The organism is Streptomyces griseorubiginosus, from assembly GCF_001514195.1.
Taxonomy (GTDB): domain Bacteria; phylum Actinomycetota; class Actinomycetes; order Streptomycetales; family Streptomycetaceae; genus Streptomyces; species Streptomyces griseorubiginosus.
The window spans coordinates 99,244-120,470 of sequence record NZ_KQ948745.1 but is presented as its reverse complement, the minus strand read 5'-3'; the positions used below and the strand labels follow the sequence as shown (position 1 = coordinate 120,470).

At 70.0% G+C, this 21,227-nt stretch carries 19 protein-coding genes, 1 tRNA gene and 1 riboswitch; of the genes, 16 read left to right on the top strand and 4 right to left on the bottom strand.

Translation table 11 applies throughout. The features are described 5' to 3' along the window. Positions 1-41: 41 nt before the first annotated feature. The 12 genes from AQJ54_RS37240 (at position 42) to AQJ54_RS37185 (ending at position 13,454) form a co-directional block, all read left to right on the top strand. Complete coding sequence (locus AQJ54_RS37240) at positions 42-806, top strand: glycoside hydrolase domain-containing protein (RefSeq protein ID WP_243659629.1); 765 nt, start codon at positions 42-44, stop codon at positions 804-806. 148 nt (positions 807-954) lie between these two features. Then, positions 955-1,602, top strand: coding sequence for a SurA N-terminal domain-containing protein (locus tag AQJ54_RS37235; RefSeq protein ID WP_062029982.1), 648 nt, complete (start codon positions 955-957; stop codon positions 1,600-1,602). A gap of 219 nt (positions 1,603-1,821) precedes the next feature. Next, entirely contained in the window at positions 1,822-2,835 is a 1,014-nt protein-coding gene (locus tag AQJ54_RS37230) for a nucleoside triphosphate pyrophosphohydrolase (protein ID WP_079070187.1), read from the top strand. Between the two features lie 132 nt (positions 2,836-2,967). After that, positions 2,968-4,290, top strand: coding sequence for a cytochrome P450 family protein (locus tag AQJ54_RS37225; protein ID WP_062245278.1), 1,323 nt, complete (start codon positions 2,968-2,970; stop codon positions 4,288-4,290). A gap of 192 nt (positions 4,291-4,482) precedes the next feature. Then, a complete protein-coding gene (locus AQJ54_RS37220; RefSeq protein ID WP_062245275.1) occupies positions 4,483-5,463 on the top strand; it encodes a LysM peptidoglycan-binding domain-containing protein in 981 nt (326 codons plus the stop codon). A gap of 205 nt (positions 5,464-5,668) precedes the next feature. Continuing rightward, a riboswitch (cyclic di-AMP (ydaO/yuaA leader) is annotated at positions 5,669-5,831 on the top strand. 3 nt (positions 5,832-5,834) lie between these two features. After that, positions 5,835-6,518 carry a LysM peptidoglycan-binding domain-containing protein gene (locus AQJ54_RS37215; RefSeq protein ID WP_062029976.1) on the top strand — a complete coding sequence of 228 codons (684 nt, stop codon included), beginning with the start codon at positions 5,835-5,837 and terminating at the stop codon, positions 6,516-6,518. A 290-nt stretch (positions 6,519-6,808) separates the two neighbouring features. Next, a complete protein-coding gene (gene eno / locus AQJ54_RS37210; RefSeq protein ID WP_062029974.1) occupies positions 6,809-8,095 on the top strand; it encodes a phosphopyruvate hydratase in 1,287 nt (428 codons plus the stop codon). Between the two features lie 113 nt (positions 8,096-8,208). Then, a complete protein-coding gene (locus AQJ54_RS37205) occupies positions 8,209-8,685 on the top strand; it encodes an FtsB family cell division protein (RefSeq protein ID WP_062029969.1) in 477 nt (158 codons plus the stop codon). 30 nt (positions 8,686-8,715) lie between these two features. Then, on the top strand, positions 8,716-9,252 hold the full coding sequence (locus tag AQJ54_RS37200; RefSeq protein ID WP_062029967.1) for a DUF501 domain-containing protein: 537 nt from the start codon (positions 8,716-8,718) through the stop codon (positions 9,250-9,252). Then, positions 9,249-10,190 carry a Ppx/GppA phosphatase family protein gene (locus tag AQJ54_RS37195; protein ID WP_062245272.1) on the top strand — a complete coding sequence of 314 codons (942 nt, stop codon included), beginning with the start codon at positions 9,249-9,251 and terminating at the stop codon, positions 10,188-10,190. Before AQJ54_RS37200 ends, AQJ54_RS37195 begins: the two co-directional genes overlap by 4 nt. 432 nt (positions 10,191-10,622) lie before the next feature. Next, positions 10,623-11,999, top strand: a complete 1,377-nt coding sequence (locus AQJ54_RS37190; protein ID WP_062029964.1) for an NAD(P)/FAD-dependent oxidoreductase — start codon at positions 10,623-10,625, stop codon at positions 11,997-11,999. Between the two features lie 165 nt (positions 12,000-12,164). Then, positions 12,165-13,454 (top strand): SAM-dependent methyltransferase, encoded by a 1,290-nt coding sequence (locus AQJ54_RS37185; protein WP_107121227.1) that lies wholly within the window; start codon positions 12,165-12,167, stop codon positions 13,452-13,454. Positions 13,455-13,529: 75 nt separating this feature from the next. Here the strand turns inward: AQJ54_RS37185 and AQJ54_RS37180 are convergent, their stop codons facing one another. Both AQJ54_RS37180 and AQJ54_RS37175 read right to left on the bottom strand, forming a co-directional pair. Next, a complete protein-coding gene (locus AQJ54_RS37180; protein WP_062245266.1) occupies positions 13,530-16,058 on the bottom strand; it encodes an ABC transporter permease in 2,529 nt (842 codons plus the stop codon). Continuing rightward, positions 16,058-16,828, bottom strand: a complete 771-nt coding sequence (locus AQJ54_RS37175; RefSeq protein ID WP_030325015.1) for an ABC transporter ATP-binding protein — start codon at positions 16,826-16,828, stop codon at positions 16,058-16,060. The genes AQJ54_RS37180 and AQJ54_RS37175 overlap by 1 nt, the downstream gene beginning before the upstream one ends. 392 nt (positions 16,829-17,220) lie before the next feature. Between AQJ54_RS37175 and AQJ54_RS45855 the strand changes: the two genes are divergently transcribed. Next, positions 17,221-17,304: transfer RNA gene (locus AQJ54_RS45855), tRNA-Leu, on the top strand. A gap of 47 nt (positions 17,305-17,351) precedes the next feature. On the opposite strand, the gene AQJ54_RS37170 is transcribed toward AQJ54_RS45855, so the two are convergent. Then, a complete protein-coding gene (locus tag AQJ54_RS37170) occupies positions 17,352-17,612 on the bottom strand; it encodes a hypothetical protein (RefSeq protein ID WP_246091148.1) in 261 nt (86 codons plus the stop codon). A gap of 384 nt (positions 17,613-17,996) precedes the next feature. Continuing rightward, on the bottom strand, positions 17,997-18,374 hold the full coding sequence (locus tag AQJ54_RS37165) for a helix-turn-helix domain-containing protein (protein ID WP_062029958.1): 378 nt from the start codon (positions 18,372-18,374) through the stop codon (positions 17,997-17,999). Between the two features lie 232 nt (positions 18,375-18,606). On the opposite strand from AQJ54_RS37165, the gene AQJ54_RS37160 reads away from it, so the two are divergent. From AQJ54_RS37160 to AQJ54_RS37150, 3 genes are all read left to right on the top strand, one after another. After that, a complete protein-coding gene (locus AQJ54_RS37160) occupies positions 18,607-18,822 on the top strand; it encodes a hypothetical protein (protein WP_243659613.1) in 216 nt (71 codons plus the stop codon). Positions 18,823-18,882: 60 nt separating this feature from the next. Beyond that, on the top strand, positions 18,883-19,101 hold the full coding sequence (locus AQJ54_RS37155; protein WP_020137870.1) for a hypothetical protein: 219 nt from the start codon (positions 18,883-18,885) through the stop codon (positions 19,099-19,101). Between the two features lie 94 nt (positions 19,102-19,195). Next, positions 19,196-21,130, top strand: coding sequence for a zinc metalloprotease (locus AQJ54_RS37150; RefSeq protein ID WP_062029957.1), 1,935 nt, complete (start codon positions 19,196-19,198; stop codon positions 21,128-21,130). The last annotated feature ends 97 nt before the right edge of the window (positions 21,131-21,227 follow it).

Below are 21,227 nucleotides of genomic sequence, written 5' to 3'. Positions count from 1 at the left end.
AGAAGCGCAGATACGTCACCTGGGGCATCGCCGGGGTCGCCGTGGTCGCCGGGGCCGGCCTCGCTGCGCAGACCTCGATGGCCGCCACCGCCTGGCCCGCGCAGAAGACGTACACCGGACGCGCGTTCGACACCTGCGCCGCCCCCTCCCTCTCCGCGATGAAGGCCTGGCACGGCGGTCTCTACGGCGCCGCCGCCGTCTACATCGGCGGCAAGAACCGCGGCTGCGCCCAGCCCAACCTCACCGCCTCCTGGGTCAAGTCGGTCAGCGCGGTCGGCTGGAAGCTCATCCCGCTGTACGTCGGCGCCCAGCCGTCCTGCCAGACGGGCTCCAGCCCCGAGAAGCTCACCGCCTCCACCGCCGCCTCCCTGGGCGCCAAGGACGGCGCGGACGCGGTGGCCAAGGCCTCCGCGCTCGGCATGAAGGCCGGCAGCCCGATCTACCTCGACATGGAGTCGTACGACATCACGAACAAGGCGTGCAACGACGCCGTGCTCACCTATGTGCGCGCGTTCGACAAGACCCTGCGCGGCAAGATCTACCGCGCGGGCTTCTACGGCTTCACCAGCTCCAGCGCCAAGGCGATCGCCAACGCGACCGACAAGACCGACCTGCCGGGCAACCTCTGGTACGCGCTGTGGGACAAGCAGAACACCACGACGGCGGACTGGCCCTTCGGCAAGACCCAGTACACCGACCACAGCCGCGGTCACCAGTACCTGGTCAACAGCAAGGAGTCGCGGGGCGGCTACACGATCACCGTGGACCGGGACGCCTGGGACGGGCCGGTGGCGATCACCGGCTGAGGCCCGCCCGCGCGGCGCGGGCGGCGCGCCGGTGCCCGAAGTCCCGGTGAATCGTTGGTCGAATGGGTTGGCCAGAGCCGGTCACCTGCCTACCATCGATCACCGCAAGACCTTGTGCACCGTCGCACAATCTCCTCGGGAGGCTTCCTTGCACCGCCGTCGTCGCACCGCGCTAGTCCTCTCCGCCGCCCTCGCCTGCGCGGCACCCCTCCTCACCGCCTGCTCGAACGACGCGCATCCCGGGGCTGCGGCCGTCGTCGGCGGCCAGCGGATCACCGTCGCGCAGCTGGAGAACCGGGTGACCGAGGTCCGCGACGCGCAGCGGGCGGCCGTCACCGACGAGGCGCAGTACGCGCAGGCCATCGCCAAGACCGGCACCCTCACCCGGGACGTGCTGCACGGCATGGTCCTCGACCGGGTGCTGCACCGGGCGGCCGAGGACGCGCACGTGAGCGTGACCCGCAAGGAGGTCCAGCAGCTGCGCGCGGGCCTGGAGGAGCAGGCCGGCGGGTCGAAGGGCCTGGAGACGGCCTGGCTCCAGCAGTACGGCATCGCGCCCGAGCGCCTCGACGAGAGCCTCCGTCTCCAGCTGGAGGCCCAGAAGCTCGCGGCGAAGCTCGGCACCGACACCAGCGACCCCGCCTTCTGGGGCGCCCTGACCAAGGCCTCGAAGGAACTCGACGTCGACCTCAACCCGCGCTACGGCACGTGGGACGCCCAGAAGAGCGCACGGGCCGACGCGAAGACCCCGTGGGTACGGGAGGTCACGGCGGCGGGCGGCGAGCGGACGGCGTAGGGACGCGGTGGGGGACGCCGGACGCGGTGGATCACGGCCGACCCGACCCGCATCCGATTCCACACACCGACGCACCCCGAGCACACGCCGAAGCACCCTGACCCACACGCCGATGCATCCCGACCCACACCCAAGGCCATAGGTCGTACGATCACACCGCCACCCCTGCCCTGTGGACAACTCGATCTCCCCGTGGACGCCGTGCGTTAGCTTCGAACTGTGAACGCAACCGGCTTCGAGCCCGCCCCCGACCAGCACGGCCAAGGCCCCCGCACGGCCCCCGCCCCCGGCCGTATCGTCCTGCTCACCACCAGCCACCGCGTCGCCCCCGGCCTGCTCTCCTGGCCCGCCTGGCAGGCGCTGCACGCGGCCGACCGCGTTCTCTGCGCGGACGGTGCGCATCCCCAGCTGCCGTACCTGCGGGAGGCGGGGATACGGGTGGACGAGGCCGCACCGACCGCCGAGGAGCTGGTCGGCGTGTGCGCGGGCGGCAACACCGTGGTCGTCGTGGCCACGGGAGAGGGAGAGCCGGCGCTCACCGACGGGCTGGCCCGCCTGGCCGGTTCCGGACGCGTCGAGATGCCCGAGCTGGAGCTGCTCCCCGCCTCCTACGACCTGCCCGGCGCCCGGCTCCTGGACCTCGTGCAGGTCATGGACCGCATCCGGGCCGAGTGCCCGTGGTCGTCCCAGCAGACCCACAAGGGGCTCGCCAAGTACGGGATCGAGGAGGCCTACGAACTCGTCGAGGCGATCGAGGAGGGCGACCGCGACGAACTGCGCGAGGAACTCGGGGACGTCCTGCTCCAGGTGATCTTCCACTCCCGTATAGCGGAGGACGACCCGGAGACCCCCTTCTCCATCGACGACGTGGCCGGCGGGATCGTCGCCAAGCTCATCCACCGCCACCCCCATGTCTTCGGCGACGAGACGGCCACCACCCCCGAGGAGGTCAAGGCGCACTGGCTGCGCATGAAGGCGATGGAGAAGCAGCGCACCTCGGTGACCGAGGGCGTCCCGCTCCACCAGCCCGGCCTCGCCCTCGCGGCGAAGCTGGCGTCACGCGCACGCACGGCGGGACTGACGGTCCCGCTCCCGAAGGGCGAGGGCATCGGCTACGAACTCCTCGCCCTGGCCGCCCGCGCGGAAGCCGAGGGCACGGACCCGGAGGCAGCGCTGAGAGCGGCGGCACGGGTGTACCGGGACGCGATCCGCCAGACGGAGAAGGAGAGCTGAGCGGTAGGGCGACAGGGGCTGGGCTGGGCTGGGCTGGGCCCGGATTAGCTGGGCGGGGCTGGGCAGGGCAGGGGCGGGCGTCGTTGCCGGTGGCCGGAATGGCCCTCCGCCAAACCCGGCTAACGTCAAGGAGTGACCGACCACCCCACAGCCGCCTCCGATCCCACAGCCACCCCTGACCCCGCCCCATCCTCGCGCCCCGCCCCACCCCCCGCCCCCGAGCTCTTCACCTGGGAGTTCGCCACCGACCCCTATCCCGCCTACGCCTGGCTCCGGGAGCACGCCCCCGTGCACCGGACGCGGCTGCCCAGCGGGGTGGAGGCCTGGCTGGTCACCCGTTACGCCGACGCCAAGCAGGCGCTCGCCGACCAGCGGCTCAGCAAGAACCCGGCGCACCACGACGAGCCGGAGCACGCCAAGGGGAAGACCGGCATCCCGGGGGAGCGCAAGGCGGAGCTGATGACGCATCTGCTGAACATCGACCCGCCGGACCACACCAGGCTCCGACGGCTCGTCAGCAAGGCGTTCACGCCGAGAAGGGTCGCCGAGTTCGCCCCGCGGGTGCAGGAGTTGACGGACCGCCTGATCGACCGGTTCGCGGCCACGGGATCCGCCGACCTCATCCACGACTTCGCCTTCCCGCTCCCCATCTACGCGATCTGCGACCTCCTGGGCGTCCCCCGAGAGGATCAGGACGACTTCCGTGACTGGGCGGGCATGATGATCCGCCACGGGGGAGGCCCGCGGGGCGGGGTCGCGCGGTCCGTGAAGAAGATGCGCGGGTATCTGGCCGAGCTCATCCACCGCAAGCGGGAAGCGCTGCCCGACGAGCCGACCCCCGGCGAGGACCTCATCTCCGGGCTCATCCGCGCCTCCGACCACGGCGAGCACCTCACCGAGAACGAGGCCGCGGCCATGGCCTTCATCCTTCTCTTCGCGGGCTTCGAGACCACCGTCAACCTCATCGGCAACGGCACCTACGCCCTCCTCACCCACCCCGACCAGCGTGCGAGGCTCCAGCGGTCCCTCGCCGAGGGGCGCAGCGACCTGCTGGAGACCGGCGTGGAGGAGCTGCTGCGCTACGACGGCCCGGTCGAGCTCGCCACCTGGCGGTTCGCCACCGAGCCGCTCACGATCGGAGGGCGGGACATCGCGGCCGGCGATCCCGTGCTCGTCGTGCTCGCCTCGGCGGACCGGGATCCGGAGCGGTTCGCCGACCCCGACGTGCTCGATCTGTCCCGCCGTGACAATCAGCACCTCGGTTACGGCCACGGGATCCACTACTGCCTCGGTGCCCCGCTCGCCCGGCTGGAGGGCCAGACCGCGCTCGCCACGCTCCTCACCCGGCTCCCCGATCTGCAACTCGCGGTGGATTCAGCTGATTTGCGCTGGCGGGGTGGGCTCATCATGCGTGGACTGCGTACTTTGCCCGTGGAGTTCACTCCCGTCCGGTAATCGACCGAGGGGTCCCCTGAACCCCACAGCGTGGCGGCCTAAACATGACGCGGCCTCAAGTCTGTGATCTTCACGTGATCTACGCGGCATTAACTTGTGACAAGTGATCGAACCCCTATACGTTCACGGACCAACGCGGTGGTCCGTACCACTCGCCGCGTGGGTCTCTGAAGTCTCGGGAAAGGTCCCTTCATGCTCTCCGGGAACGGTCGTCACCGTCGCCCCCGTCAGGCTCCGGCGCTGCTCGTGGCGGCCGGTGTGACGGGATCCGCCATCGCGATCCCCCTGCTCGCGGCGTCCGGAGCGAGCGCCGCGACCGGCACCACCTGGGACCGGGTCGCGGAGTGCGAGAGCGGCGGCTCCTGGAGCGCCGACGACGGCAACGGCTACTACGGCGGCCTCCAGATGTCCCAGGAGAACTGGGAGAAGTACGGCGGCCTCGAGTACGCCAAGACCGCGGACCTGGCCAGCCGCAACCAGCAGATAGCCGTGGCGGAGAAGCTCCTCGCCGACCAGGGCATCGCCGCCTGGCCGACCTGCGGTCTGCTCTCCGGGCTCAGCAAGGACTCGAGTTCGGCCGGCGTCGACACGGGCCTGGCGAGCGGAACACCCTCGTCCTCCGCGTCCGGATCGTCGGAATCATCTGGATCGTCTGATTCGTCCAACTCCTCGGGCACCGAGGACTCTCCCGGTCTGCTCGACTCCCTGGATGGCTCGTCCCCGACTCCCTCGCCGTCGGCCACCCCGTCCAAGAGTGGTGAAAGCGCCTCCAAGTCGGGCGAAAGCGACACCAAGGGTTCCGAAGCCTCCGGTAAAGAAAACGCACAGTCTCCCGACGACTCCCCGGTGGTCAGTCCAGAAGAGGACGAAGCGGACAAGTCCTGGCAGGAGGGCGGCTCTTCGGCCCTCGTGGACGTCGGCTCCCTCAGTGGCACCGGCAAGCACCGCGGCGACAGCGGGGACGAGGTCGCGACGAAGAGCGCGGGCACCTCCTCGGGTCGTCACGCCGCTCGTACGTACACCGTCAAGGAGGGCGACTCCCTCGCCTCCATCGCCGACTCCCTTGGCCTCGACGGCGGATGGCGCGCCCTCTACGCCAAGAACAAGGACCGCATCGGAGCCGACCCGAGCGACATCTCCGCCGGTCAGACGCTCGACACAGGGGTGGAATAGGGCCGAAAAGGCCTGAAAAACAGCGGGAGTTCACGTCACACTTCGCGCCGAATGTCCACTTTGGTGAAAGTGTGGGATGAGTCTCAGAAGCCCTGATCGTCTTTGAAATTCCGCCGAGCGCATGTCTACCGTCGTCACCGCTCGGCAACCCGAGCCCCGTCTGTCGCAACGCCGAATCCTGCCAGCGGCCGTACGGGAACAGTCGTCGCGTCAAGCGCCGTAGGCAGGAGCGGGGGACCCAAGGTAAGCGCCGGGCCCAGCAGTTCACGCTGGACCGGCTTGGGGTGAAGTCACGCAGTGCGCGTGACCGGGCAACTCAACCGGCCCGAACCCGACAGCTCACCTCGCAGGCGTCGGTGAGGGGATCCACCATGCTGTTTTCCGGCAAGGGCAAGCACCGTCGTCCGTCCAAGGCCACCCGCGCCGCCGCGCTCGCCGGCGTCACCGGTGTCGCCATCGCCGCCCCGCTGATGGCGGCCGGCAACGCCTCCGCCGCCACCGCCTCCGAGTGGGACGCCGTCGCCCAGTGCGAGTCCGGCGGCAACTGGTCCATCAACACCGGCAACGGCTACTACGGCGGCCTTCAGTTCTCCGCCTCCACCTGGGCCGCGTACGGCGGCACCGCCTACGCCCCGCAGGCCAACCAGGCCAGCAAGGCGCAGCAGATAGCCGTCGCCGAGAAGGTCCTCGCCTCCCAGGGCAAGGGCGCCTGGCCGGTCTGCGGCACGGGCCTGTCCAGCGCCGCGTACAACGGCGGCAGCAGCTCGTCCTCCGCCGGCTCCTCGAACTCGGGCTCCAGCACCCGTTCGACGAACGAGCAGAGCGCCTCCCGCTCCTCCGAGCGTCCGGCGGCCAAGAAGACCGTCACCACCCCGACCGGCAAGAAGGTCAAGAAGGGCGACGGCGAGTACAAGGTCGTCAAGGGTGACACCCTCAGCTCGATCGCCGCGAAGCACAAGGTCAAGGGCGGCTACCAGACGCTGTTCAAGCTGAACAAGGACATCATCGAGGACGCGAACCTGATCTACCCGGGTCAGCAGCTGCACCTCAAGTGATTCCTACCTGAACCACAGCGCCCTCACACCCGTGGTCCTCATACTGAAGGCCTTGTGAGGGCCACCCCCCGTCCCCACGGGCTCCCCGCTCCGGTGCGTGTTCCCCCGTACGCACCGGGGCGGGGTTTTTTGTGCGCCGGCTCCCCGACCTTTGCGCCCGCTTGCGCATCCGTCTTTGTTCAGTTCAGAAACAATTTACTCTCGGTTTCGTCCACAGGTCGGTCCACACGGTGGCCGATACCCCGGAGCCGGTTAGGCTCTAGTCGCCAGGCTCACCATTGCAGAAGGAGATGCTCGTGCCGTCCATCGACGTCGTCGTAGCCAGGGAAATCCTCGACTCGCGAGGCAACCCCACCGTCGAGGTCGAGGTCGGCCTCGACGACGGCAGCACCGGTCGTGCCGCCGTCCCGTCCGGCGCCTCCACCGGCGCCTTCGAGGCCATCGAACTGCGTGACGGTGACCCCAACCGCTACCAGGGCAAGGGTGTCGAGAAGGCCGTCCTCGCGGTCATCGAGCAGATCGGCCCGGAGCTCGTCGGCTACGACGCCACCGAGCAGCGCCTGATCGACCAGGCGATGTTCGACCTGGACGCCACCGACAACAAGGGCTCGCTCGGCGCCAACGCCATCCTCGGCGTCTCCCTCGCCGTCGCCCACGCCGCCTCCGAGGCCAGCGACCTGCCGCTGTTCCGCTACCTGGGCGGCCCGAACGCGCACCTGCTGCCCGTTCCGATGATGAACATCCTGAACGGCGGCTCGCACGCCGACTCCAACGTGGACATCCAGGAGTTCATGATCGCCCCGATCGGCGCGGAGTCCTTCTCCGAGGCGCTGCGCTGGGGCACCGAGGTCTACCACACCCTCAAGAAGGTCCTGAAGAGCAAGGGCCTGTCGACCGGCCTCGGCGACGAGGGCGGCTTCGCCCCGAACCTCGAGTCCAACCGCGCCGCCCTGGACCTCATCCTCGAGGCGATCAAGGAAGCCGGTTACATCCCCGGCGAGCAGGTCGCCCTCGCCCTCGACGTCGCCGCCTCCGAGTTCTACAAGGACGGCAAGTACCAGTTCGAGGGCAAGGAGCGCTCCGCCGCCGAGATGACGGAGTACTACGAGGAGCTCGTGGCGGCCTACCCGCTCGTCTCCATCGAGGACCCGCTGTTCGAGGATGACTGGGCCGGCTGGAAGGTCATCACCGACAAGCTCGGCGACAAGGTCCAGCTGGTCGGCGACGACCTGTTCGTCACCAACCCGGAGCGCCTGGCCCGCGGCATCGAGGAGGGCACCGCCAACGCCCTCCTGGTCAAGGTGAACCAGATCGGTTCGCTCACCGAGACCCTGGACGCCGTCGAGCTCGCCCAGCGCAGTGGCTTCAAGTGCATGATGTCCCACCGCTCCGGCGAGACCGAGGACGTCACCATCGCCGACCTCGCCGTCGCCACCAACTGCGGCCAGATCAAGACCGGCGCCCCGGCCCGCTCCGAGCGCGTCGCCAAGTACAACCAGCTCCTGCGCATCGAGGAGATCCTCGACGACGCCGCGGTCTACGCCGGCCGCAGCGCGTTCCCGCGCTTCAAGGGCTGACCCACCGGCTGGCCCTTCCGGGGTCAAGCCTTAGCCAGTCGTACGTACGTCCCCGTACCGGTCCCGTACCGTGTGCGGGGACGTACGCACGTAGAAGGGGAGGCGGAGAGCCGATGGCCGTGAAGGACCGGGACCGTTTCTCCACCGCGACACGGATCAAGCTGCTCGGCGAGCAGACCGCGGCCAGGGTCTACCGCTCCCAGACCAAACGGCAGGCCCGCCGCTCCCGGCTGACCGGCCGGGCCGCGCTGCTCGCCCTCGTGCTGTGCACCCTCGTGGTGGCGCTGGCGTACCCGATAAGGCAGTACGTCTCCCAGCGCGCCGAGATCGCCGATCTCCAGCGGGAGAAGGCACAGGCCGCCGAGCGGGTCGAGAAGCTGCGCGATCTCAAGGCGCGCTGGCAGGACGACGCGTACGCGGAGCAGCAGATCCGGCAGCGGCTGCACTACGTGCTGCCGGGGGAGACGGGCTTCGTCGTCGTCGACCCGGACGCGGCGAAGCAGTCCCGCACCGATCTCGGGGCGGCCGACCGCCCCTGGTACTCCAACGTCTGGGACGGCGTCGACAAGTCCGACGCCTCGGACCAGTGAACCGACCGATGGACCGATAGAAAGACAGGCATGGAAACGCCTCCGCCCTCCACTCCGCGCACCGAGCCGACCGACGCGGACGTCGAGGCCTTCAAGCAGCAGCTCGGCCGGCCGCCGCGCGGGCTGCGCGCGATCGCGCACCGCTGCCCCTGCGGTCAGCCGGACGTGGTGGAGACGGCGCCCCGCCTCCCCGACGGCACGCCCTTCCCGACGACGTACTACCTGACGTGCCCGCGCGCCGCCTCGGCGATCGGCACGCTGGAGGCGAACGGCGTCATGAAGGAGATGACGGAGCGGCTCCAGACCGACCCGGAGCTCGCGAAGGCGTACCGGGCCGCGCACGAGGACTACCTCGCCCGCCGGGACGCCATCGAGGTCCTGGAGGGCTTCCCGAGCGCGGGTGGCATGCCGGACCGGGTGAAGTGCCTGCACGTCCTGGTGGGCCACTCGCTGGCCGCGGGCCCCGGCGTGAACCCGCTGGGCGACGAGGCGATCGCGATGCTGCCGGAGTGGTGGCGCAAGGGGGCGTGCGTGACCCTCACCGAGCAGCAGGAGGACACCAAGTGACCCGCGTCGCCGCCATCGACTGCGGTACGAACTCGATCCGCCTCCTCGTCGCCGACTGCGACCCGGCCACCGGCGAGCTCGTCGATCTGGACCGCCGTATGACGATCGTGCGGCTGGGACAGGGCGTCGACCGGACCGGGCGGCTCGCGCCCGAGGCGCTGGAGCGGACCTTCGCCGCGTGCCGGGAGTACGCGGCGGTCATCAAGGAGCACGGGGCCGAGCGGCTGCGGTTCGTGGCGACCTCCGCCTCCCGGGACGCGGAGAACCGGGACGACTTCGTGCGGGGCGTCCTCGACATCCTCGGTGTCGAACCCGAGGTCATCACCGGGGACCAGGAGGCCGAGTTCTCCTTCACCGGGGCGACCAGGGAGCTCACCGGCAGCGACCACCTGGCCCGGCCCTACCTGGTCGTGGACATCGGCGGCGGCTCGACGGAGTTCGTCGTGGGCGACGACCACGTGCGGGCCGCGCGGTCCGTGGACGTCGGCTGTGTGCGGATGACCGAGCGGCACCTGGTCGTGGACGGGGCCGTCAGCGACCCGCCCACCGCCGCGCAGATCACCGCCATGCGCGCCGACATCGAGGCCGCGCTCGACCTCGCCGAGCAGACCGTGCCGTTGCGTGAGGCGCGCACGCTGGTGGGGCTCGCCGGGTCCGTCACCACGGTGTCGGCGATCGCCCAGGAGCTGCCCGAGTACGACTCGGCGGCCATCCACCACTCCCGCATCTCGCACGAGCGGGTCCGTGAGATCACCGAGTGGCTGCTGCGCTCCACCCACGCCGAGCGCGCGGCCGTCCCCTCCATGCACCCGGGCCGCGTGGACGTGATCGCGGCGGGCGCGCTCGTCCTGCTGTCGATCATGGAGCGGATCGGCGCCGAGGAGGTCGTCGTGAGCGAGCACGACATCCTCGACGGCATCGCGTGGTCGGTCGCGTAGGCCCCGCCGGGCACCTCTGCTGAGCAGGCAGAACATCGGATGAGCGACTCAGAGGGGCCCTTCGGGGTCCCTCTTCGGCGTGGCGCCGGGAAAGTTCGTGAAGTTCTTCACAAGGAATTGGGTCCTGTCGGACGACGAATGAGGGCCGGTTGACCCTTCCGGGGGCCCAACACCCCTGTGAACACGTTCAAAACGGTGGGTTGCGGACCTCGGGGGAGGAGTCTGCGAGGGGTCTGTGAGAGCCCTGCGCGAGCCGCTTTACGGCACGGAGAAGCAGCTCACGCGGCGTTGACAACGGAGATCCCTATACCGTGGTTCCCGTCCGGCGCCATGACGTGGATCACGTGGGTCGCGGAGGATAACACACCCCCTCCAAGAGCTTGTGAAGGGGCGCACGAGCGACCCCCCTGGGGCGGGTGGATACTCGATGCCATGAGCACCACGGAGCGTCCCAGGATCCTCGTAGTAGGCGGTGGGTACGTAGGCCTGTACGCAGCTCGGCGCATCCTCAAGAAGATGCGCTACGGCGAGGCGACCGTCACGGTCGTCGACCCCCGGTCGTACATGACCTACCAGCCCTTCCTCCCCGAAACCGCCGCCGGCAACATCTCCCCGCGCCACGTCGTCGTCCCGCTGCGACGCGTGCTGCCGAAGGCGGAGGTTCTCACCGGCCGGGTCACCACCATCGACCAGGACCGCAAGGTCGCCACGATCGCCCCCCTCGTGGGCGAGGCGTACGAGCTGCCTTTCGACTACCTGGTGATCGCGCTCGGCGCGGTCTCCCGCACCTTCCCGATCCCCGGCCTCGCCGAGCAGGGCATCGGCATGAAGGGCGTCGAGGAGGCCATCGGCCTGCGCAACCACGTGCTTGAGCAGCTCGACAAGGCCGACTCCACCAAGGACGAGGAGATCCGCCGCAAGGCGCTCACCTTCGTCTTCATCGGCGGCGGTTTCGCCGGCGCGGAGACCGTCGGCGAGGTCGAGGACATGGCCCGCGACGCGGCCAAGTACTACAGCAACGTCTCCCGCGAGGACATGCGGTTCATCCTCGTCGACGCCGCCGACAAGATCCTCCCCGAGGTCGGCCCCAAGCTCGGCCAGTACGGCAAGGAGCACCTGGAGAGCCGGGGCGTGGAGATCTACCTCTCCACCTCGATGGACTCCTGCGTCGACGGCCACGTGGTCCTGAAGAACGGCCTCGAGGTCGACTCCAGCACCATCGTGTGGACCGCGGGCGTCAAGCCCAACCCGGTCCTGGCCCGCTACGGCCTCCCGCTGGGCCCGCGCGGCCACGTGGACACCGCCCCGACCCTCCAGGTCCAGGGCACCGACTACATCTGGGCCGCCGGCGACAACGCCCAGGTGCCGGACGTCGCCGCCCGCAAGGCCGGCGTCGAGAACGCCTGGTGCCCGCCGAACGCCCAGCACGCGCTGCGCCAGGCCAAGGTCCTCGGCGACAACGTGATCTCCGGCATGCGGGGCTTCCCGCAGAAGGAGTACAGCCACTCCAACAAGGGTGCTGTCGCGGGTCTCGGCCTGCACAAGGGCGTGGCGATGATCGTCATGGGCAAGATGAAGATCAAGGTCAAGGGCCGTCTCGCCTGGTACATGCACCGCGGCTACCACGGTCTGGCCATGCCGACCTGGAACCGCAAGGTCCGCGTCTTCGCCGACTGGACCCTCGGCATGTTCCTCAAGCGCGAGGTCGTCTCCCTCGGCGCGATGGAGCACCCGCGCGAGGAGTTCTACGAGGCCGCTCGCCCCGTACCGGCCGCCGAACCGAAGAAGACCGAGGCCAAGGCCTCCTGACCCCGTTCCGGTCACCCGTGACCGGAGCCGGTCGCCTCCACCCCGAAGGACCTTCCGCCATCCGTGGTGCGGGAGGTCCTTCGGTGTTTTCCGGGATTGACCATGACCATTCGGTTGTTTACCCGAGTGGACAAATCCGGGATCCTCGTCACGGAGGTGTGGGTCATGGCGGGTGCCGCACTGCGGCTGAAGAGTCTGCTCGAACAGCTGCTGGAAGCCGAACTGCCGATTCGGATCCGGGCCTGGGACGGTTCTGCGGCGGGGCCACCCGACGCCCCCGCCCTGGTCGTCCGCAACCGCCGTGCCGTACGCCGGCTCCTGTGGAAGCCGGGCGAGCTGGGCCTGGCCCGTGCCTGGGTCGCCGGTGACCTCGAGATCGAGGGCGACTTCTACGGCGCCCTCGCCCTCCTCTCCGGCCTGGTCTGGGAGCGCGACGACACCCGCTCGGGCCTCCGGGTCCTGCGCGACGCGCGGACCCGTGCCGCGCTGTTCGGCCTCGTCCGGCTCGGCGGACTGCCGCTGCCCCCGGCTCCGCCCCGCGAGGAGATCCGCCGGGTCCGCGGCCATCTGCACACCCGGCGCAGCGACCAGCGGGCCATCAGCCACCACTACGACGTCGGCAACGGCTTCTACGAGCTCGTCCTCGGCCCGTCGATGGTGTACTCCTGCGCCTACTGGCCGGACCCCGACGCCACCCTGGAGCAGGCCCAGCACGACAAGCTCGACCTCGTCTGCCGCAAGCTCGCGCTCCGGCCGGGGCAGCGGCTCCTCGACGTCGGCTGCGGATGGGGCTCGATGGCGATCCACGCGGCCCGCGAGTACGGCGTGAGCGTGGTCGGCATCACCCTCTCGCAGGAGCAGGCCGCCTACGCCCGCAAGCGTGTCGCCGACGCCGGGCTGACCGACCGGATCGAGATCCGCGTACAGGACTACCGGGACGTGGCCGACGGGCCGTACGACGCGATCTCCTCCATCGGGATGGCCGAGCACGTGGGGTCGGAGAAGTACCTGGAGTACGCCCAGGACCTGTACCGGCTGCTGGTGCCCGGCGGGCGGCTGCTCAACCACCAGATCGCCCGGCGCCCGATGACCGACGAATCGGCGTACGACCTCGACGAGTTCATCGACGCGTACGTCTTCCCCGACGGCGAACTCGCCCCCCTCGGCACCACCGTGACCCAGTTGGAGCGGGCCGGGTTCGAGGTGCGGGACGTCGAGTCGATCCGCGAGCACTACGCCCACACGCTGCGCCGCTGGGTCGCCAACCTGGAGTCCGGGTGGCAGCGGGCGGTCCGGCTCACCGGCCCCGGCCGGGCCCGGGTCTGGCGCCTCTACATGGCCGCCTGCGCCCTCGGCTTCGAACGCAACCACCTGGGCGTCAACCAGGTCCTGGCCGTCAGAACCCCCGAATCCGGCGCCTCCGGGCTGCCGTTGCGCGCCCGCACCTGGAACTGAGCGGGAAGCAGGACCGGGAGCAGACACAGAAGGGGCCCGCCGCTCCCTCCGCGACGGGCCCCGACAGCCGTACGACTACTCCGCCTTGATGGCCGACAGCATGTTCATGCGGGCCGCCCGGCGGGCCGGCCACAGCGCGGCGAGGATGCCGACCGTCGCCGCGAGCAGCAGGAAGACCGCCATCCGGGCCCACGGCAGGACGAGTTCGTACGTCGCCATCCGCGCGCCGAGCAGCTCACCGGCCGCCCAGCCGAAGAACACGCCCAGGCCGATGCCGAGCACCCCGCCGAACAGGGAGATGACCAGGGACTCCAGACGGACCATCCGCTTGATGCCCTTGCGGTCCAGGCCGATCGCGCGGAGCATGCCGATCTCCTGGGAGCGCTCGAACACCGACATGGCCAGGGTGTTGATGACCCCGAGGACCGCGACGAGCACCGCCATGGCCAGCAGGCCGTAGAGCATGTTCAGCATCAGCGTGAACATCTGCGCGATGGAGTCGGAGAGGTCCTTCTTGTCCTGGACCTTGATGGCCGGGTTGGAGCCGAGGGCCTTCTCCAGGCGGTCCTTGGTGGCGTCGGAGGTGCCGTCGGACGTCTTCAGCATGACCTGCATGTCCGAGGCGTCCCTCAGGTGCGGGGAGAGCGTGGCGGTGTCCAGCATGATGCCGCTGATCAGCTCGTTGCCCTCGTAGACCCCGGCGACCGTCAGCCGCTGCGCCTTGCCGTCCTCGTAGTGCACGGTGAAGGTCGAGCCCGCCCTCCAGCCGAAGGACTTGGCCCGGTCCTTGTCCACGACGACGTCGGTGCCACCCACCTTGAACGTGCCGTTGTCCACCTTGAGGTCGGTCAGCTTCCCGATCGCCGAGCCGTTCACGCCGGTCAGGTACTCGGTCTCGCCGTCGATGCGGGAGGCCGCGTTGCGCAGCGGGCTGACCTCGGTGACGCCGTCGACCTTCGCCAGCTTCTTCTCGACGTCCGGGGAGAGTTCGTTGCCGTTCGCCATGGAGACCACGTAGTCCGCCTTGACGGCCGCCGTCGCCATCTTGTCGATCGACTTCTGGAGGCTGCCCGCCATCACCGTCATCCCGGTGATCAGGGTGAGGCCGATCATCAGCGCGGACGCGGTGGCGGCGGTACGGCGCGGGTTGCGCACCGAGTTCTGGCGGGCCAGCTTCCCGGAGATGCCGAACACACGCATCAGCGGGGCCGCGGCCGCGATCAGGGGGCGTGAGAGGAGGGGCGTGAGGATGAAGACACCGATGATCAGCAGGACCGCGCCGAGCCCCATGGGGGCCTGGCCGTCCGAGCCGTCCATCGTCGTGGCCGCCAGGATCACGGCCACCCCCGCCCCGCTGAACAGCGCGCCCAGCGTGTTGCGCAGCACCAGCGACTTGGTGGTCGCCTTGGCGTGCAGGCTGCTCATCGCCGCCACCGGCGGGATCTTCGCGGCCCTGCGGCCCGGCAGCCAGGCGGCGAGCATGGTGACCAGGACGCCGACCGCGAGGGCCGCGCCGACCGTGCCCGGCGTGATGATCAGCGGCCCGTCCGGGACGGTCGCGCCGAGCGTGCCCATCAGGGACCTGAGCCCGGCGCCGATGCCGATACCGGCCACCAGGCCCGTCACCGCGGCCACCAGACCGACCACGAACGCCTCGATCAGCACCGACCGCGTGACCTGCCGACGGGACGCGCCGACGGCCCGCAGCAGCGCCAGCTCCTTGGTGCGCTGGGCGACCAGCATGGTGAAGGTGTTGGCGATGATGAAGGTGCCGACGAAGAGCGCGATGCCCGCGAAGACCAGCAGGCCCTGCTTGAGACCGGACATCGAGGAGGAGATCAACTCGGCCTGGTCGTCGGCGAGTTCCCTGCCGGTGGTGGTCTCCACCCGGTCGGCGGGCAGCGCCTTGTCCAGCGCCGCCTTCAGCGCGGTCTGGGAGGTGCCGGCGGCCGCCTTCACGTCGATCTCGTCGTACGTGCCCGGCTTGCCGAACAGCTTCTGGGCGGTGGCCGTGTCGTACAGCGCGAGGCTGCCGCCGGCGGCGACATTGCCGTCGTCGGTGGTGAAGATCCCGGTGATGACCGGCTTGAGGACGGGGCCGTCGACCGAGAGGCGCACGGTGTCGCCGACCTTGTAGCCGGCCCGCTTCGCGGTCCGAGAGTCGATGGCGACCTGGTTCGCGCCGTGCGGGGCCTTGCCCTCGGCCAGCGGGTACCGGGGGTCCTCGGCGCCGTAGTAGTTGCCGCCCTGCGACTGGAAACCGCCGCCGATGAGCTTGCCGTCCTTGTCGGCGATGGCGGTGAAGCCGCTGACGACACCTATGGCGTTCGCCGCTCCGGGGACCTTGGCGCTCTGGTCGAGCAGGGCCTGGGTCAGCTCGTTGCGCTTGCCGATCGTGTTGCCCTTGTCCTTCTCGGACTCGGCGGTGACGGCCACGTCGACCTGGTCGAAGCCCTTGGCCGAACTCTTCTGGTAGGCCTCGGAGATGGTGTTGGTGAAGACGAGGGTGCCGGAGACGAACGCCACGCCGAGCATCACGGCGAGCACGGTCATCAGCAGTCGGGCCTTGTGCGCGAGGACGTTGCGCAGGGCGGTGCGGAACATCAGCTGGTGCGGCCCTTCGCGTCGAACTGCTTCATGAAATCAAGCACGTTGTCGGCCGTCGGCTTGTACATCTCGTCGACGATCCGGCCGTCCGCGAGGAAGACGACCCGGTCCGCGTAGGCCGCGGCCACCGGGTCGTGGGTCACCATCACGACCGTCTGCCCGAGCTCCCGCACGGAGTTGCGCAGGAAGCCCAGCACCTCGGCGCCGGAGCGGGAGTCGAGGTTTCCGGTGGGCTCGTCGCCGAAGATGATGTCGGGCTTGGAGGCCAGGGCGCGGGCCACTGCGACGCGCTGCTGCTGGCCGCCCGAGAGCTGGGCGGGACGGTGGCCGAGACGGTCCCGCAGTCCGACCATCCGGATGACCGAGTCCAGCCACTCCTTGTCCGGCTTGCGGCCCGCGATGTCCATCGGGAGGGTGATGTTCTCCAGCGCGGTCAGCGTCGGCAGCAGGTTGAACGCCTGGAAGATGAAGCCGATCTTGTCCCGCCGCAGCTTGGTGAGCTGCTTGTCCTTCAGGGAGCCCAGCTCGGTCTCGCCGATGCGGACCGAACCCGAGGAGAAGGTGTCCAGCCCGGCCACGCAGTGCATCAGCGTGGACTTGCCGGAACCGGAGGGTCCCATGATCGCGGTGAACTCGGCCTGCCGGAACTCGACGGTGACCCGGTCCAGGGCGACCACCTGGGTCTCGCCCTGTCCGTAGATCTTCGACAGCTCCGTGGCGCGTGCGGCCACGGAGGTGGTCCGGCCGGCTACGGGGGTGGTGGTCACGGGATGGAACTCCTCGCGGGACGACATCGTTGAAGGACGTCTTCCATCGTGGTGGCCGGAGCGGGCCGTGTAGTCAGTCGCAGTTCTGGTTCCGGGGGCAGACTTCGGACGGACCGCGCGGCCCGGTGTCATACCTGGGGATGACGCAGACCCCTGATTCGGGGCGTGCGCGAAGAACAGGTGGAGCGTCCTCGTTCGGGCGGTGAAATTCCGTCATTCCGCATGCGCGGGCGGGCGCCCCGCGTAAGGCTATTGGCAAGTGCGGATGGCCTGTTCCATGGTCTGATGCACCCTCAGACCTCAATAAAATAAGACAACATCGGTCCGCCCGTCCGCTGTTCGAGGGATGCGTCCCGATAGGCTCAGAGACTCAAACGCGGAGCCCATGACCTGCCCGGATGGTGGAAAGCAGACACGGCGAGCTTAAACCTCGCTGCCCCTTCGCGGGCGTGCCGGTTCAAGTCCGGCTCCGGGCACTTTTCCGCCCACGCGGTGACGACTCCCGCGTGGGCCGGCCCCGCCGTCAGCCTTCGTAGACGGTCAATACGGCGCCGTCGATCTCGATCCGGCGGCCCGCGCGCATGCCGTCGCGGCGCAGGGTTCTCAGGCAGGTCCGGAACAGGGGCAGCTCGTCCGCGTCCAGGACGGCGGCGGCCAGTTCCATGAGTTCGGAGACCGACTCGTCGGTCAGTGCGTCCGGCAGGTCGCCGGCGAGCAGGACGACCGATTCACCGGCGGGCCCGCGGACCACGGCCGTGGCCGGTCCACCATGCACAAGCAACACATTCCCCCCTGGGAGCCCGGGGTCGTGCGGCTCTCGCTCCTCGGGCAGGACGAGAGACTAGCGGGGGAGTGCGGCCCTTTCGGGCACAGTCGAATTCTTTTTCCGACTGCACGGAAGAGTGAACATCCCCGATCGGGGACCGCCGCGACCCGGTTCCCGGACGGTCACGTGCCGGCGGGGTGGTCGGTCGGCTGCGGGCGCGTGGGGGCTGGTCGCGCGGGTCCGTGGTGGCACGCGTGACCGCACCCACCTGGGGGCGCGGGGAACTGCGCGACCAGCCCCCACCGGCCCGCAGCCGACCGACGGCATCGGCACGCCGCACGGCATCGGCACGCCGCACGGCATCGGCACGCCGCCGCACGGCATGGGCACGCCGCCGGTCGGCTACTGCTTCGGGGTGCGGTCCAGGAGGGACTCCACCAGGGCGGCCACATGCCGGCGGTCGTCGGCGGAGAGTTTCTGGACGCTGGCGATCAGGAGATCCACCTCGGGGTCGGCCGGCCGGCCGGCGGTGTCCTCGGTGCCGTACACGTGGATGCCGCAGGCCTCCGCGGCGGCGCGGCGGACGGTGTCCAACGGGAGTTCCAGGCCCTTGGACAGTCCCTCCAGGGTCGTCGACTGGGGCATGCGGACGACCCGGTCGGTGGTCGCCAGGTGGTGGACGGTGGAGCGCGGAATGCCACCACGGCGCGCCACCTCGCCGTAGGACCAGCCCTTGAGGTCCAGGCGCTCACGGATCAACTGCTGGAGTGCGTTGGCCACGGGTGGGTCACTTCCTGCTCGCCGCTCGGCGGAACCGTCCATGTCGGAGCCGATTCTACGGGCGGCCCCACCCGCCGCCGAAAGAGTGATTCCCCGAACGGGTTGCGCACCGGCCCCGCGAGGCCCTAGTGTCCAATCTCGTTGGACAGCACGTCCGACCAAGTTGGACAGAGTGCGGGGGGAACTCGACTCGGTCCGACCGGAAATGCCCATCCCTGAGGGGGAACTGATCATGATGGACGCCCACGAGCTCGAGGCCGAGTCCGCGGAACTGCTGCCGGGTCGCGAGGCCCTCGGGAAGCTGAAGTTCAGCTTCAACCGCACCACCAACGTGACCAAGCACATCGCCAACGTCCAGGCCAGCAACTCCTCGCTCGCCCTGAACGACCACTCGCTCGGGTCGGTGGCGAGCTCCGGCGCCTCGCAGGCCATCAGCGTCACGCAGTAGCACCCGCGCACCACCTCCACACCCACTCATTCACCATCACCACCTGGAAGGACATCCATCATGAGCATGGACATGCACGAGCTCGACACCGAGTCCGCGGAGCTGCTGCCGGGCCGTGAGGCCCTGGGCAAGCTGAAGTTCAGCTTCAACCGCACCACCAACGTCACCAAGCACATCGCGACCGTGCACGCCGACAACCAGTCCGCGGCCGTCAACGACCACTCCGCGTGGTCGGCCGCCGAGTCGCAGGCCTCGCAGTCCATCTCCGTCAAGCAGTGACCCTGCGCTGACGACGGCCGCCGGGGCGGACCGCGCACAGGTGCGGTCCGCCCCGGCGGCCATGAGGGGGGCAGGACATGGGGGGAGACCACATATGACAGTGCTCGGAGACGGGACGCCGACGCTGTACGACACCGGGCCGGTGCCCGGGCCCGGCGGCTGGCCGGTGACCTACGAGCAGGTCGCGACCGGCAGCCTGCCGGTCCTGGAACCGCAGTTGGTGCCCCGGTTGAGCGCGGGACTGCGGCTGCACGGCGAGTACCAGGGGTCGGGCTTCACCGAGCCCAAGTACATCGCCCGTCGGGGGGACGGGCAGGTCGTGCAGCTGTCGCGGCTGCTGTACCTCGTGGCGTCGTCCGTGGACGGCGTGCGCGACACCGAGTCGATCGCCCACCGGGTGAGCGCCCGGTTCGGCCGCGAGGTCAGCGGCGACAACATCCGCTACCTGGTGGAGAAGAAGCTCGAACCGCTCGGCGTGACGGTCCCGGAGGGCCAGGAGAGCGACGAGGTCGACGCCCCGCGCTCGGACCTGCTGCTCGCCCTCAAGGGGCACCGGGTCATCTTCGACGAGCGGCGCACGGCGAAGATCGCCCGGAGCTTCGCGTGGCTGCACCGGCCGGTCGTGGTCGCCGTCATGCTGGCCGCGGCCGTCGCCATGGACGTCTGGCTGTTCGCCTTCTACGGGGCGATCGAGCCGGTCCTGGAGGTCCTCGACCAGCCGGTGCTGATCCTGGCCGTCTTCCTGCTGACCGTGGCCTCGCTCGTCTTCCACGAGTTCGGCCACGCCTCCGCGTGCAGATACGGCGGTGCCCGGCCCGGCTGCATCGGCTGCGGGATCTTCCTCATCTGGCCGTCCATGTACACCGACGTCACCGACGTCTACCGGATCGGCCGGGGCGGGCGGATCAGGACCGACCTGGGCGGCGTCTACTTCAACGTGGTCTTCATGCTCGGCATGGCCGGGCTGTACTTCGCCACCGGTGAGCCGTTCTTCCTGGCCGCCGTCTACCTCGGGCACTTCGAGATCCTCGAACAGCTGATGCCGGCCGTGCGTCTCGACGGCTACTACATCCTGGGCGACCTAGCGGGGGTGCCCGACCTCTACGGCAAGATCAAGCCGATCCTCCTCGGCCTGGTGCCGGGGCGGAAGGGGCGGGCGGCGCGCAAGGAGGTCGCCGGGCTGAAGAAGTCGGCGCGGACCGTCGTGGCGGCCTGGGTGCTGACGATGGTCCCGCTGATCGTCGGCGAGCTGGCGTACGCGCTGTGGAACCTGCCGAGGATCATCGCCACGATGGTCCGGTCCATGGTCGAGCAGTTCTCCGGCACCGGGTCGGCCCTCGCGGACGGGAAGATCGTCGAGGGCCTCGTCGGGGTCCTGGGCTGTCTGATGCTGCTGATCCCGATGGGCGGGGTCGTCTATCTCACCGTGAAGATCGGCGGACGGATCTTCCGTGCCGCCAAGAAGTCCACGGACGGCCGGCCCGCGCTGCGGATGGCGCTGTGCGCGGTGATCCTCGCCGGGCTGACGGGCCTGAGCTACGCGTGGACCTCGGGGCTCACCCCCCAGCCGCTGCCGAAGAAGCCGCCGATCGCGCCGATCCTCCAGCCCGGTGTGTCGACGGAGGAGCCGGAGCCCCGGCAGGCCTCGGCTCCCGACGGCGACGGGTCCACCGCGGACGACGGTCCGTCGGACGGCCCGTCGGGCACCGGCCCCGGAGCGGTCCCGCCGTCGGCGGCGGGCGCCTCCTCGGGCTCCGCCGCCCCGTCCGCGGGCACCTCGGCCGCCGCGTCCGCGTCCGCCTCGCCGGCCCCGTCGGCGACGGCACCGGGCGTGGCGACCGGGGGCACCGCCCGCGGTACGGCGAGCTCGGCACCGGACGGGTCCACGGGCCCGGAACCGTCGTCGCCGGGCACGGGATCCGGCCCGTCCACCCCGGTCTCCTCCCCGGTCCCGTCGGAGAGCGCCCAGCCCACCCCGACCGACAGCCCGCCCCCACCGCCGGCCAGCGGTTCGCCGGCCTCGTCGTGAGGAGCGGGCGCACCGCACCCGGGCACCGCTGAGGGGGCTTCGTGAGGGGAGTGCCGTCGTCGGGGACGGTCTCCCCGGCCGGCACCGGCATGCCGGA